General features: G+C 64.5%; 10 protein-coding genes. 4 read left to right on the top strand and 6 right to left on the bottom strand.

The features are described from left to right. Nucleotides 1-100 precede the first annotated feature (100 nt). The 6 genes from NOV72_RS01730 to NOV72_RS01705 form a co-directional block, all read right to left on the bottom strand. Entirely contained in the window at nucleotides 101-451 is a 351-nt protein-coding gene (locus NOV72_RS01730; protein ID WP_106852840.1) for a hypothetical protein, read from the bottom strand. 644 nt (nucleotides 452-1,095) lie between these two features. Beyond that, on the bottom strand, nucleotides 1,096-3,822 hold the full coding sequence (locus NOV72_RS01725) for a nitrate reductase (protein WP_425428696.1): 2,727 nt from the start codon (nucleotides 3,820-3,822) through the stop codon (nucleotides 1,096-1,098). Beyond that, on the bottom strand, nucleotides 3,819-5,090 hold the full coding sequence (locus NOV72_RS01720) for an NAD(P)/FAD-dependent oxidoreductase (RefSeq protein ID WP_106853230.1): 1,272 nt from the start codon (nucleotides 5,088-5,090) through the stop codon (nucleotides 3,819-3,821). The genes NOV72_RS01725 and NOV72_RS01720 overlap by 4 nt, the downstream gene beginning before the upstream one ends. Next, nucleotides 5,087-5,431, bottom strand: a complete 345-nt coding sequence (gene nirD / locus NOV72_RS01715; protein WP_106852839.1) for a nitrite reductase small subunit NirD — start codon at nucleotides 5,429-5,431, stop codon at nucleotides 5,087-5,089. Before nirD ends, NOV72_RS01720 begins: the two co-directional genes overlap by 4 nt. Before the next feature lie 18 nt (nucleotides 5,432-5,449). Next, complete coding sequence (gene nirB / locus NOV72_RS01710; RefSeq protein WP_106852838.1) at nucleotides 5,450-7,972, bottom strand: nitrite reductase large subunit NirB; 2,523 nt, start codon at nucleotides 7,970-7,972, stop codon at nucleotides 5,450-5,452. Between the two features lie 12 nt (nucleotides 7,973-7,984). Further along, nucleotides 7,985-9,310 (bottom strand): MFS transporter, encoded by a 1,326-nt coding sequence (locus NOV72_RS01705; RefSeq protein ID WP_106852837.1) that lies wholly within the window; start codon nucleotides 9,308-9,310, stop codon nucleotides 7,985-7,987. A 588-nt stretch (nucleotides 9,311-9,898) separates the two neighbouring features. On the opposite strand from NOV72_RS01705, the gene cobA reads away from it, so the two are divergent. Genes cobA through NOV72_RS01680 form a run of 4 tightly spaced genes read left to right on the top strand, consistent with a single transcriptional unit; the run spans nucleotide 9,899 to nucleotide 12,926 of the window. Beyond that, nucleotides 9,899-10,666 carry a uroporphyrinogen-III C-methyltransferase gene (cobA, locus tag NOV72_RS01695; protein ID WP_106852835.1) on the top strand — a complete coding sequence of 256 codons (768 nt, stop codon included), beginning with the start codon at nucleotides 9,899-9,901 and terminating at the stop codon, nucleotides 10,664-10,666. Nucleotides 10,667-10,685: 19 nt separating this feature from the next. Further along, nucleotides 10,686-11,258 carry an ANTAR domain-containing response regulator gene (locus NOV72_RS01690; RefSeq protein ID WP_106853229.1) on the top strand — a complete coding sequence of 191 codons (573 nt, stop codon included), beginning with the start codon at nucleotides 10,686-10,688 and terminating at the stop codon, nucleotides 11,256-11,258. A gap of 15 nt (nucleotides 11,259-11,273) precedes the next feature. After that, the gene (locus tag NOV72_RS01685) at nucleotides 11,274-12,395 is read left to right on the top strand and encodes a CmpA/NrtA family ABC transporter substrate-binding protein (RefSeq protein WP_106852834.1); all 1,122 of its coding nucleotides are present in this window, start codon (nucleotides 11,274-11,276) and stop codon (nucleotides 12,393-12,395) included. Between the two features lie 45 nt (nucleotides 12,396-12,440). Further along, nucleotides 12,441-12,926, top strand: coding sequence for an adenosine-specific kinase (locus tag NOV72_RS01680; RefSeq protein ID WP_106852833.1), 486 nt, complete (start codon nucleotides 12,441-12,443; stop codon nucleotides 12,924-12,926). The last annotated feature ends 102 nt before the right edge of the window (nucleotides 12,927-13,028 follow it).

Raw genomic sequence — 13,028 nt, 5'->3', positions numbered from 1 at the left:
CAAGATTGGATTTCGTTGTTTTTTTCTTCGAACTGCGGTCACGTCGACTTCAGGAAAGCGAACCCCGTTGCGGCGAAGTTCGCCGTCCGTCGCCGCGTGCTTAGTGCCAGCCGCCGCCCAGCTTGCTCCAGGCGTTCGCAGCAGCGTCGGCGCCCGAGGTGCCCGTTGCCGACGAACCGCCGAAGCCCTTGCCGCCCGCCGACGACGTGTTGATGTGGCCGGTCGTCGCGTTGGTCGCGTTGCCCGTCACGCCGAAGCCTTGGCCAGCGATCGCCGACGCGTTGCCGTTGGCGATACCCGAGTTGCTCGCGGTGAACGCGCCGTAGCCGAACACGGCCGCTGCGGTGTTGCCGCCCGAGGTCGAGCTCGAGCTGGAGTTCGTGCCCGTTGCGAAAGCCGCGGCGGAAACGAGGGAGAGGACGGCGGCTGCTGCGATCAGTTTGCGTTGCATGGTGAGTCTCCAAGTGTAGGCGCACGGGTTTATCCAGCTACATCGACGCCAGTATGTAGCGGGCACGACAACAAACTCTTTTAGTTAGCATTCCTATTTCATATGCAAGACTGAATTTCGCCTTGGTGAATCAGCACGAAAATCAGCGAGCGTGTGGAACAGGATGCGCCTTGGGCGCGAGCTAACCGGTCAGAGGCGGTGCGAGGTGCGAACGTCGCGGACTTCGATCAACTGATGTCGCGGCTCGTGCAACAGGTCGAGGTATGCTTGCGACGGGGCTTGAGCCTCCGTCGGGCGGATCGTGGCGCATTGGCCTTCCGCATGGTCGATTCGATTTGCGTTCTTCATCGCAATCCCCGTATCACTCTTTTGATGTATTCAGGCTTTGGTCTTTCAATTGCCTGTGTTTTGATGTGACTGTACGGAAGATGAACCGGGCGATGCGTGGGGTAACCAACACTAGATTTCACGTCGTAACAATTCGTGAGAAAATTGGGTTGTCCACCGCTCATTCGGGCAGCACGACACGCCGGAAACGCCCTGTTTTCGGGGCTTTCCGAGGGTTCACCCGAATAGTGGGAGGGCTTGCGGACGTAAAAAACGGGCGACATGCGCCCGTATTTGCAACATTGACACGAACAAAGTCAGACCGTGCTCAACCGCGCCATCTCCGTCTCGACCACGAGCTTCTTCAGCTCCGGCACGCACGACCCGCAGTTGCCGCCCGCCTTCAGACACGACGTGATCTCGGCCGCCGTTTTCAGTCCCTTGTCGCGGATCGCGTTGCAGATCGTGGTGCGTCCGACGCCGAAGCACGAGCACACGGTCGGCCCCGTGTCCTCGCCTTTGGCCGAAGGCTGGCCGAGCAGAAGACTCGCGCGGTCTTCGTCGTCGAGCCGGTCCTTGTCGAAGAGCGTCGCGAGCCATGCGCGCGCGGGCAGATCGGGCCGCTCGGAGATGAACACGCAACTCTCGATGCGCTCATCCACCACGTGCGCCGCGCGATACACGCCCGCGCTCTTGTCTTCGTATTCGATCCAGTCCGCGTGTTGATCGTCGATATGAAAGAGCGCACGCGCCCACTCGTGATGATCGCCATGCGCTGTATCGAAGCGATTGCGGCCCGCCATTTCGTAACGCACGTGGCGCGCGCCATGCACGCGGGTCCAGTGCGTGACCAGGTCGAGATCGGGTGCGGTGCGAGACAGCGAAAAGCCGTGCCACGACACGTGAAATTTTTCGATCGCAACGGGCGTGTGCTTGAACTCCGGCTCGCCGGAAACAGGATCGACGACGGGATTGACCACCGCACCGACGCGGGCATCGGATGCGACCTGATCGTTCCAGTGAATCGGCACGAACACGCTGCCGCGCGGCATGCCGCCGCCGTGCTGCACGCGCGCGATCATGGAACCCCAGCGGCTCGACACGCGCGCCAGTTCGCCTTCGCGCACGCCGCATGCGAGCGCGTCTTGCGGATGCATGTCGATGAACGATTCGCTGATGTGTCCCGCAAGCTTCGCGGACCGTCCCGTGCGCGTCATCGTGTGCCATTGATCGCGCACGCGTCCCGTGTTGAGCACGAGCGGATAGTCTTCGTCGGGCGCGTTGACGGGATCGCGCGGCGCGGTAGGAACGAAGCGCGCGCGCCCGTCCGCGTGACTGAAGCGGCGCGTTTCGAAGAGCCTCGCGGTGCTGCCTTCCTCGACGGAGCGCAGCGGCCATTGCGTCGGCTCCAGCGCGTCGTATTGCGCGCGATCGAGGCCCGTCAGCCCGCCTATGTTGAACGCGCGATGCACGCCTGTGGACGCATCGTTGCGATACGCCGAGAGACGCGCGTGCTCGTCGAAGATCTCATGCGGACCCGCGAAATCGAAGCCTTCGAAGCCCATGCGCCGCGCGACATCGCAGATAATTTGCCAGTCCGCGCGCGCCTCGCCCGGCGCCGGAATGAACGCGCGCTGGCGCGAGATGCGCCGCTCCGAGTTCGTCACGGTGCCGTCTTTCTCGCCCCAGCCGAGTGCGGGCAGCAGCACGTCGGCGAACGCGTTGGTATCGGTTTTCTCGATGATGTCCGAGCTCACCACGAGTTCGCATCGTTCGAGCGCGCGCTTGACGCGTTCGCCATCGGGCAGGCTCACGACCGGATTGGTGCCCATCACCCACACCGCTTTCACGCGGCCCGAGTCGATTGCATCGAACAACTCGACTGCCTTCAATCCGGCGCGTTTCGCGATCGCAGGCGAATTCCAGAACGTCTGCACGATCTCGCCTTGCAGCGGATCACCGAGTTCGAGATGCGCGGCAAGCGTATTCGCGAGGCCTCCGACTTCGCGGCCGCCCATCGCGTTGGGCTGACCCGTGAAAGAAAACGGCCCCATGCCCGGCTTGCCGATGCGCCCTGTCGCGAGATGACAGTTGATGATGCCGTTGACCTTGTCCGTGCCCGCGCTCGACTGATTCACGCCCTGCGAATAGACGGTCACCACACGTTCCGTGCGTGCGAACAGCCGATAGAACGCCATCAGGTCATGCTGATCGAGCTTGCAGTCCTTCGCGGTTTGCGCGAGATCGGAAGACCCTGCCGCGGTGAGCGCATCGTCGAAACCGCGGGTATGTGCATCGACGAAAGCGGCATCGGTCGCACCGTGTTCCGCGAGGAAGGCGAGCAGCCCGTTGAAGAGCCGCACGTCGCTGCCGGGCTTGAGCGGCAGATGCAGATCGGCCATTTCGCACGTCGCGGTATGGCGCGGATCGATCACGACGATCTTCATCTCGGGCCGCTTCTCCTTCATCTTCACGATGCGCTGGAAGAGAATCGGATGGCACCACGCCGTGTTCGATCCCACCAGCACGACGAGGTCCGCGAGTTCGAGATCTTCGTAATTCATCGGCACGAGGTCTTCGCCGAATGCGCGCTTGTGCCCCGCCACCGACGACGACATGCACAGCCGCGAATTCGTATCGATGTTCGCGCTGCCGATATAGCCTTTCATCAGCTTGTTGGCGACGTAATAGTCCTCGGTCAGCAACTGGCCCGACACATACAACGCGACCGCCTCCGGACCATGCTCCGCGATGATGCGCGAAAAGCCGTTCGCGACCGTGTCGATCGCGTTATCCCATGATATTTCGGATAGCGAACCGTTATGCCTGTCGCGTAGCTTGGGCGCGAGCAGACGCCCTTCGGGTCCGACCGTTTCGCCGAGCGCCGAGCCCTTCACGCACAGACGTCCGAAGTTCGACGGATGCGCTTCATCGCCGGAAATCGCGACTTCGATTGCAGTCCTGGGCGTCGCTTTCACGCCGCAGCCGACGCCGCAGTAAGGGCACGTGGTCTTTACCGAAACCGGAACGATGGGAATGCTCAATTTGAAATCTCACTTTCGCAAAGCGCCTTGCCGAACAGCAATTTCCCGCGCAGATGCGATACGTCCGTGCGGCGCTGAATCAGATCGAAGTACCAGCCGCCGTCTTTCACGTCGCCATACAACACCGCGCCGATCAGCCGTCCCGCCTGCAACACGAGACGCTTGTAGACGCCACGGCGCGGATCGCGCAGTACGACATCCTCGCTGTCGTCGCCGCCGATGAAATCGCCCGCCGAATACAGATCGACGCCCGTCACCTTCAGCTTGGTCGCGGTCGCGCGCTGCACATAGCGGCGATGCCCCGCGCCCGCGAGATGCGCGCCCGCCACGCGCGCCTGATCCCAGATCGGTGCGACGAGACCGAACGTCGCCGAACGATGCTGCACGCATTCGCCCACCGCATAGACGCGCGGATCGAAGGTCTGCAACGTGTCGTCGACGACGATCGCGCGCTCGCAATGCAAACCGGCTTCTTTCGCGAGCGCGATGTTGGGCCGCACGCCCGCCGTCATCACGACGAGGTCCGCGTCGATCTGCGTGCCGTCCGCGAAACGCACCGCGCGCACGCGGTCCTCGCCGATGATTTCGGTCGTCTGCGCAGCCATCGCGAAACGCAGGCCCTTTGCTTCGAGCGAACGCCTGAGCAGCGCGGAAGCGGTCGCATCGAGTTGACGATCCATCAGGCTTTCGCTCGAATGCACGACGGTCACCGACATGCCCTGGCGCTGCAAGCCATTGGCCGCTTCGAGCCCGAGCAGGCCGCCGCCGATAATCACCGCATGACGATGATCTCGCGCCGCCTCCAGCATCGTTTCGACATCCTGAATGTCTCTGAACGCGATCACGCCGGGGAGATCGCAACCGGGCACGGAAATGATGAACGGCTTCGAGCCGGTCGCGATCAGCAGGCGGTCGTAACGCGCCTCGACGCCCTTCTGCGAACGGACGATGCGCCGCCCGCGATCGATTTCGATGACCGCGTCGCCCGCATGCAGTTTGATGCCGTTCGCGTCGTACCACTCGCGCGTATTGAGAATGATGTCGTCGACGGACTTCTCGCCCGCGAGCACCGGCGACAACAGAATGCGGTTGTAGTTGCCGTACGGCTCGGCGCCGAACACGGTGATGTCGTACAGACTCGGCGCGATCTTGAGCAGTTCCTCGACCGTGCGCATGCCCGCCATGCCGTTGCCGATGACGACGAGGCGCTGGCGCGGCACGACATCGCTCAGCGAGGCCATGCCCGCGACCGCATATTCGGTCTTCATGCCGCGACCCACACCTTGCCGCCCGCGACCTTCGCGCGATACGCGCTCACGGAAAGCCCGGGCGTTTCAATGCATTCGCCGGTGCGCAGATCGAAGTGCTGCTTATAGATCGGCGATGCGACGACGATGCGCTCGCCCAGATTCCCGACGATGCCGCGCGACAGTACGGCCGCTTGCGAATGCGGATCGTAGTTATCGATTGCGTAGACGGCCGAGTCTTCACCCGCGAGATGAAACACCGCGACCTGCGTGCCCTTCACGAGCGCGCAGACGCCTGTGTCCGGCACGATATCGCTGAGTTCGCACACGGCGGTCCAGTCCTGTTCGATGCGTTCGTTCACGATCCTTCTCCCGGTGCATTAAACGGTTTCAACGAGCTTCGACTTGCGTTCTTCCAGCGTGGCCGGACGAATCTGGCCGCGCTCTTCCACGAAGGTCACGTTCGCATCGCCCGCATCGCTGTTGACGAAGTGGCGGAAGCGCCTGCGCGTCTGCGGATCGGTGACGGCTTTCTTCCACTCGTCCTCGTACGTATCGACGACGAGCTGCATCTCCGCTTCGAGTTCGGCGGCGATATCGAGCGTGTCGTTGATGACCACGTCGATCAGATAATCGAGGCCGCCTTCGAGGTTGTCGCGCCACACGCTCGTGCGTTGCAGGCGATCCGCCGTGCGCACGTAGAACATCAGGAAGCGGTCGATGTAACGCACGAGCGTGTCGTGATCGAGATCGGACGCGATGAGTTCGGCGTGACGCGGCTTCATGCCGCCGTTGCCGCAGACGTAAAGGTTCCAGCCTTTTTCCGTCGCGATCACGCCGACGTCCTTGCCTTGCGCTTCGGCACATTCGCGCGTGCAGCCCGACACGCCGAACTTGATCTTGTGCGGCGTGCGCAGGCCCTTGTAGCGATTCTCCAGTTCGATCGCGAGACCGACCGAATCGCCGACGCCGAAGCGGCACCATGTCGAGCCGACGCACGACTTCACCGTGCGCAGCGCCTTGCCATACGCATGACCCGACTCGAAGCCCGCCGCGATGAGCTCCTCCCAGATGAACGGCAACTGCTCGACACGCGCGCCGAACATGTCGACACGCTGGCCGCCCGTGATCTTCGTATAGAGGCCGTACTTCTTCGCGACCTGCCCGACCGCGATCAGTCCGTCGGGCGTCACTTCGCCGCCCGGCATGCGCGGCACGACGCTATACGTGCCATCGCGCTGAATGTTCGCGAGGTAGTAGTCGTTCGAATCCTGCAGGCTCGCGTGTTCCTTCTTCAGCACGAATTCGTTCCAGCACGATGCGAGAATGCTCGCGACCGCCGGCTTGCAGATATCGCAGCCGCGCCCCTTGCCGTGCTTCGCGAGCAGCGCAGCGAACGTGCGATGCCCTTCCACGCGCGCGATGTGATAAAGCTCCTGACGCGAATACGGGAAGTGCTCGCACAGATGATTGTTCACGGCGAGACCTTGCCGCTTCATCTCCGACTTCATCACCTGCGTGACGAGCGGCACGCAGCCGCCGCACGACGCGCCCGCCTTGCACGACGACTTGATCGCGCCGATGCTCGTCGCGCCCGCGCAAACGGCCGCGCAAATTTCCGCCTTGCTCACGTTGTTGCACGAACAGATCTGCGCGCCGTCGGGCAATGCTTCGACGCCGAGCGCAGGCTTCGCCTTGCCATCGCTTTGCGGGAGGATGAGAAACTCCGGCGCTTCGGGCAACTCGATCCTGTTCAGCATCATCTGCAGCAGCGTGCCGTATTCGCTCGCATCGCCGACCATCACGCCGCCCAGCAGAAATTTGCCGCAATCGGACACGACGATCTTCTTGTAGACCTGGCGGCGCTCGTCGCTGTACTGATACGTGCGGCTGCCGGGCGTCTTGCCGTGCGCATCGCCGATGCTCGCGACATCGACACCCATCAGCTTGAGCTTCGTGCTCATGTCCGCGCCCGCGAACGCCGCTTCCTCGCCGATGATCTGCTTCGCGACGATGCGCGCCATGTCGTAGCCGGGCGCAACGAGGCCGAACAACTGCCCTTTCCACAGCGCGCATTCGCCAATGGCGAAGATGTCGGCATCGCTCGTGCGGCAGGCGTCGTCGATCACGATGCCGCCACGCGCGCCGATCGTAAGGCCCGCGGCGCGCGCGATGTCGTCACGCGGACGAATGCCCGCGGAGAACACGATCATGTCGGTGTCGAGATGCGTGTCGTCGGCGAAGTTCATGCGGTTGACCGCGCCTTCGCCTTCGACGATCGCAAGCGTGTTCTTGCCGGTATGCACCGTAACGCCGAGCTCTTCGATCTTTGCGCGCAATACGCGGCCGCCGCCGTCATCGACCTGCACGGCCATCAGGCGCGGTGCGAATTCGATCACATGCGTTTCGAGCCCCATGTCGCGCAATGCCTTTGCCGCTTCGAGACCGAGCAGACCGCCGCCGACCACCGTGCCCGTCTTCGCGCGCGCGCCGAAGGCTTGCATGGCTTCGAGATCCTCGATCGTGCGATACACGAAGCAGCCCTCGCGATCCTTGCCGTCGATGGGCGGCACGAACGGATAGGAACCGGTCGCGAGCACGAGCTTGTCGTAGCTCAGCACCGCGCCGGTCGAAGCGCTGACGGTGCGCGCCGCGCGATCGATCGAAACGGCGCGCGCGTTCAGCTTCAATCCATAGCCCGAACGCTCGAAAAAGCCTGCTTCGACGAGCGAAAGTTCATCCGCGCTCTTGCCTGTGAAGAATTCGGTCAGATGCACGCGGTCATACGCGGCGCGCGGTTCTTCACACAGCACCGTCACGTCGAGCGCTTCGTTGCCGCTCCCGGCGAGACATTCGAGGAACTTGTGGCCGACCATGCCGTGCCCGATGACGACGATTTTCATTAGGATGCCTTTTCAGTTCGCAATGACGTTGTTGGCTGCGAGCGCGCTTTCGCGCAACGCCGCCTCGCGTGCCTTGTGTTCGGGCGAGAAACGCACCGCGAGCGCGCACAGCGCCGTGCCCGCGACGACCACGCCGAGCATCGAGAGCGTCGCCTGCGCGTTGCCGAGTCCCTTCATCAGAAAGCCCGCCGCGACCGCGCCGACGTTGCCGCCCGCGCCGATCACGCCGGCCACGCCGCCGAGCGCCTTGCGATCGATGAACGGAACCAGCGCGTACGTCGCGCCGCACGCCATATGCGTGAAGAGACCGAACGTCAGCATCGCGACGATCGCGAGCACGACGCTCGACGCATGCGCGAAGGCATAGAGACCGATGCCTTCGCCCGCGATCAGCGCGAAGAGCAGCGTCGCGCGGATATCGAGGCCTTTCTTCGCCGCCGCTTTATCGGAAAGCCAGCCGCCGAGCGCGCGCGCGAAGAGCGCGAGCAGGCCGAAGCTGCCCGCCGCCATGCCCGCCTGACCGAGCGTGAGATTGAAGTGATCGACGTAGTACACCGCCGCCATGTTGTGGATGAACACTTCGACGCCGAAGCACGCGCCGTACGTCACGAACAACATCCACACGCGATAGTTCGCGCATGCGGTGAGGAAGCTCTGCCAGCCGCCCTTCTTGCCGCCGTCGATGGCGATGCCCGCGCGGCGCAGCGTCGCGAAATCACCCTGCGGACAGTCCTGCGTATAGCGCCAGTAGAAGAACGCCATCACCGGCATCGCGATGCCCGGCACGATGAGCGCGACGCGCCATGCCGATGCTTCGCCCGTGCCGAGCGCGATCGCGGCCGCGACGAAGAGCGGAATGATCGCCTGCGCGGCGCCCGCGCCAGCGTTGCCCCAGCCGGCGGTCGTCGCGTTCGCGGTGCCGACGACGTTCGGCGCGAACATCACCGACGTGTGGTACTGCGTGATGACGAAGCTCGCGCCGATCGCGCCGATCGCGAGACGGCACCAGAGGAAGCTGTCGTAGCCCGTCGAAAGCGCCGCGCCGAGCACGGGCGCCGAACCGGCGAGCAGCAGCGCGCTGTACACCTTGCGCGGTCCGAAGCGATCGCACATCGGACCGACGACGAGGCGCACCAGAATCGTCACGGCGACGGCCGCGATGTTGATGTTGGCGACCTGATCCGCAGTGAGGCCATACTCGCGCTTGATGAGCGGCATCAGCGGCGCGCAGGCGAACCACGCGAAGAAGCACACGAAGAACGCCATCCACGTGAGATGGAAGGCGCGCATCGGCGCGCTGCGCATGCTGAAGAGATCGATCCGGGTGGCTTTGTCCATCGTCTTTCCGCAAAAAAGAAAGGCGTCCCGCGCATTCGACCGGGAAGCCGATGCGGGGGACGCCGTTGTCCGATGCCCGCACATATTCACGTGCCGGGCGCTGTATTCAGGGCGGATCGCCGTTGATCCGATGGCGAGACATAAGGCAAGGGCTGTGCCATGCATTGCGCATCGGCTTGAAATCCCCGATGCATATGGCTTTGCGGAATACATGCACTACGTGTGCGCACGCGCATCGCGGCGCGTTTCGATGCAGACGGGCACAGCGATGGTGCGACGCAGCACTGTTGACGTGCGCGGGTTCTGTACGAACCGGTTAATCCCTTCGTCACTCGAACGACGCACGCTCGCGCCGAAGCGGTGCCGTATGCCGCGTTCGCGCACAAGGGCGGTGCGATGAACATCGCTTCTGCAACCGTTTTCGCACAATGGCCCGCTTATTGCATTGATAAAAGCACTGCGGGCAACGGCGTTCGCGGCCTCTCGAATCGGAAGAGCAAGGACAAAGGCGTCCCCATCGTGCAGCGACACGAGCGGACGCTATCGGCGTTTGCCGCGCCGATGCGCCCACAGGACAGGTAAGCAACGATGAACACCATCAAAGGCAAAGTCACTCTATTGAGCGCGGGTCCCGGCGATATCGACCTGCTGACCCTGCGCGCCGCGAAAGCGCTCGCGTCCGCCGACATCCTGCTTCTCGACGATCTCGCCAACGCCGACATCGTCACGCTCGCGCCGCATGCGCGCGTGATTCGCGTCGGCAAACGCGGCGGCTGCAAGTCGACGCCGCAAGCGTTCATTCAGCGCCTCATGCAGCGCTACGCGAAGAAGGGATTGCATGTGGTGCGCGTGAAAGGCGGCGACGCCCTGCTCTTCGGCCGCGCGGGCGAAGAGATCGCCGCATTGCGTGAAGCGCATGTCCCGGTCGATATCGTCAACGGCGTGTCGTCGGGCTTCGCGGCGGCTGCGGGTCTCGGCATCTCGCTCACGCATCGCGATCATTGTCAGGGCGTGACCTTCGTCACCGCGCACATGCAGGATCACAGTCAGCCCGACTGGGCCGCGCTCGCCGCCACCGGCACCACGCTCGCGATCTACATGGGCATGAGCCGTATCGCGAGCCTCACGGCATCGTTGATGGACACGTTGCCTTCGAACACGCCCGCCGCCGTCGTGCAGAACGCGGGATCGCCGCAAGAGAAGCGGCTCGCCACGACGCTCGGCCGGCTCGCCGATGAAGCCGTCGCCGCCGGGCTCGGCAGTCCCGCGGTGATTCTCGTCGGCGGCGCGATCGGAGAAGCGGCTGAATTCGCGGCGCGCGCGGCAAGCGCCAAAGGCTTCGCTCATGCCGCATGAAGCGGGTTCCGCGTCCCGCATGCTGCGCGTACTTCTCGTCACCGACACCGACAAGCCCATCGGCGATCTGCGCGAGCAACTCGCGCGCATGGGCTACGACATGCTCGCCGAAGTCGCCGCGCCTTCGGCCTTGCACGAGGCCGTCGAGAGCCAGAAGCCCGATGTCGTCATCATCGATACCGAATCGCCCTCGCGCGACACGCTCGAACAACTCGCCGTGATGAACAAGGCCGCGCCGCGTCCCGTGCTGATGTTCAGCAACGACGCGGATCAGCAATTCATCCGCGCGGCGGTCGGCGCGGGCGTTACCGCGTATTCCGTCGAAGGGCTCGCGCCCGCGCGGCTCGCGCCGATCATCGAAGTCGCGCTCGCGCGTTTCGCGCATGAAGAACAATTGCGTCTGCGTCTCGCGCAAGTCGAGGATGAACTGGCGCAGCGCAAGGTCATCGATCGCGCAAAACGCCTGCTGATGGACAAGCGCGGCATGTCCGAAAACGATGCCTACGCGGCCCTTCGCAAGCGCGCGATGGATCAGGGCGTGAAGGTCGCGGAGATCGCGCGCCAACTGCTCGCGCTGTCCGACTTGCTCTAGCTTTTTCGACATCTTATGAACATCACTTCTTCCCCGCCCGAACGCACGCATCTGCGGCTCGGCTTCGTCGCGCTTTCCGATGCCGCGCCGCTCGCCGTCGCCGCGTTGCGCGAACTCGGCGCGCGGCACGGCATCGCGATCGAACTGTGCCGCCAGCCGTCGTGGGCCGCCGTGCGCGACAAGCTGCTCTCCGGCGAAATCGACGCCGCGCACGCGCTCTATGGGCTCGTGTACGGCGTGCAACTGGGCATCGGCGGGCCGCAAGCGGACATGGCGGTGCTGATGGTCCTCAATCGCAACGGTCAGGCGATCACGCTGTCGCGTCCGCTCGCCGATGCGATTCGAGGCGGCGCGAGCGTGAAGGATGCGCTGCGAACGCTCGAACGCAAGCCCGTCATCGCGCAGACGTTTCCGACCGGCACGCACGCGATGTGGCTCTACTACTGGCTCGCGGCGCACGGCGTGCATCCGTTGCGCGACGTGCAGAGCGTCGTGATTCCGCCGCCGCGCATGGCCGATGCGCTCGTCGAAGGCGCGCTCGACGGCTTCTGCGCGGGCGAGCCGTGGCACGCGGTCGCCGAGGCGCGCAATGCGGGCGGAACGGTCGCGTACACGAGCGAGATCTGGCCGGATCACCCGGAAAAAGTGCTCGCGTGCCGGCGCGATTTCGCGGCGCTCTATCCGGCGACGGCGCGCGCGCTCGTGCGCACGATGCTCGACGCGTGCGCATGGCTCGATTCGACCGCGCATCGCACGGAGATCGTGCAGGCGCTGGCGTCGGAAACGTTGCTCGGCGTGCCGTCTCGACTGATCGAACCGCGCCTCGTCGCCGCGGACGGCGGCGCTGCGCGCGCGCTGCCGGTGCGCTTCTTCGATGGCGGCGCGGTCAACTATCCGCGCGTATCGGACGGACTGTGGTTCATCACGCAATACCGGCGCTGGGGCCTGCTCGACGCCGATATCGACGATGCGGGCATCGCGGCGAGCGTCAATCAGACGGCGCTGTACCGCGACGCGGCGCAGGCGGCGGGCGTCGCGCTGCCCGCCGAGCGGCACGCAGCCACGTTCTGCGATGCCCGCGTCTGGGACGGCGGCGATGCGGCGGCGTATCTCGCGGGCTTCGAAATGCGCGCGTAGAAAAGCGCCTACCATGGAATCTCCAGCGCGCACCGGAGATTCGCCATGGAACTGCTCGCCATCGCCATCGACAAGCCCGAGGACACCAACTTCATCCTCGGCCAGTCGCATTTCATCAAGACGGTCGAGGATCTGCACGAAGCGCTCGTCGGCGCGGTGCCGGGCATTCGCTTCGGGCTCGCGTTCTGCGAGGCGTCGGGCAAGCGGCTCGTGCGCACGTCGGGCACCGACGACGGGCTCGTCGAGATGGCCGCGCGCAATGCGCAAAGCATCGGCGCGGGGCACAGTTTCATCATCGTGCTCGGCGACGGCTTCTTTCCCGTGAACGTGCTCAATACGGTGAAGGCCGTGCCGGAGGTCTGCCGCATCTTCTGCGCGACCGCCAATCCGACGCAGGTGCTCGTCGCGCAGACGGATCAGGGGCGCGGGATCGTCGGCGTGGTCGACGGCCTGCCGCCGCTCGGCGTGGAGACCGCCGAAGACGTCCAGTGGCGCAAGGACCTCTTGCGCAAGATCGGCTACAAGGCCTGAGCGCCCCCGAAACCCGCGCCGCGCCTTGACTTGGCGGCGCAAATCGCGAGAATGTGGCCCGCCGCCGCGCGCCGCGCCCGCGTTTTTTCCGGCCGGGCCGCG

Origin of the sequence: Caballeronia novacaledonica, assembly GCF_900258035.1 — a bacterium.
Classification (GTDB): domain Bacteria; phylum Pseudomonadota; class Gammaproteobacteria; order Burkholderiales; family Burkholderiaceae; genus Caballeronia; species Caballeronia novacaledonica.
The sequence above is the reverse complement of the archived record's forward strand: the minus strand, read 5'-3'. Positions and strand labels throughout refer to the sequence as shown.

Bases quoted from the DNA above. Each gene is read 5' to 3' on its own strand.
- NOV72_RS01730 (WP_106852840.1), bottom strand. From the start codon at position 451: ATGCAACGCAAACTGATCGCAGCAGCCGCCGTCCTCTCCCTCGTTTCC.
- NOV72_RS01720 (WP_106853230.1), bottom strand. From the start codon at position 5,090: ATGAAGACCGAATATGCGGTCGCGGGCATGGCCTCGCTGAGCGATGTC.
- nirB (WP_106852838.1), bottom strand. From the start codon at position 7,972: ATGAAAATCGTCGTCATCGGGCACGGCATGGTCGGCCACAAGTTCCTC.
- NOV72_RS01705 (WP_106852837.1), bottom strand. From the start codon at position 9,310: ATGGACAAAGCCACCCGGATCGATCTCTTCAGCATGCGCAGCGCGCCG.
- cobA (WP_106852835.1), top strand. From the start codon at position 9,899: ATGAACACCATCAAAGGCAAAGTCACTCTATTGAGCGCGGGTCCCGGC.
- NOV72_RS01690 (WP_106853229.1), top strand. From the start codon at position 10,686: ATGCTGCGCGTACTTCTCGTCACCGACACCGACAAGCCCATCGGCGAT.
- NOV72_RS01685 (WP_106852834.1), top strand. From the start codon at position 11,274: ATGAACATCACTTCTTCCCCGCCCGAACGCACGCATCTGCGGCTCGGC.
- NOV72_RS01680 (WP_106852833.1), top strand. From the start codon at position 12,441: ATGGAACTGCTCGCCATCGCCATCGACAAGCCCGAGGACACCAACTTC.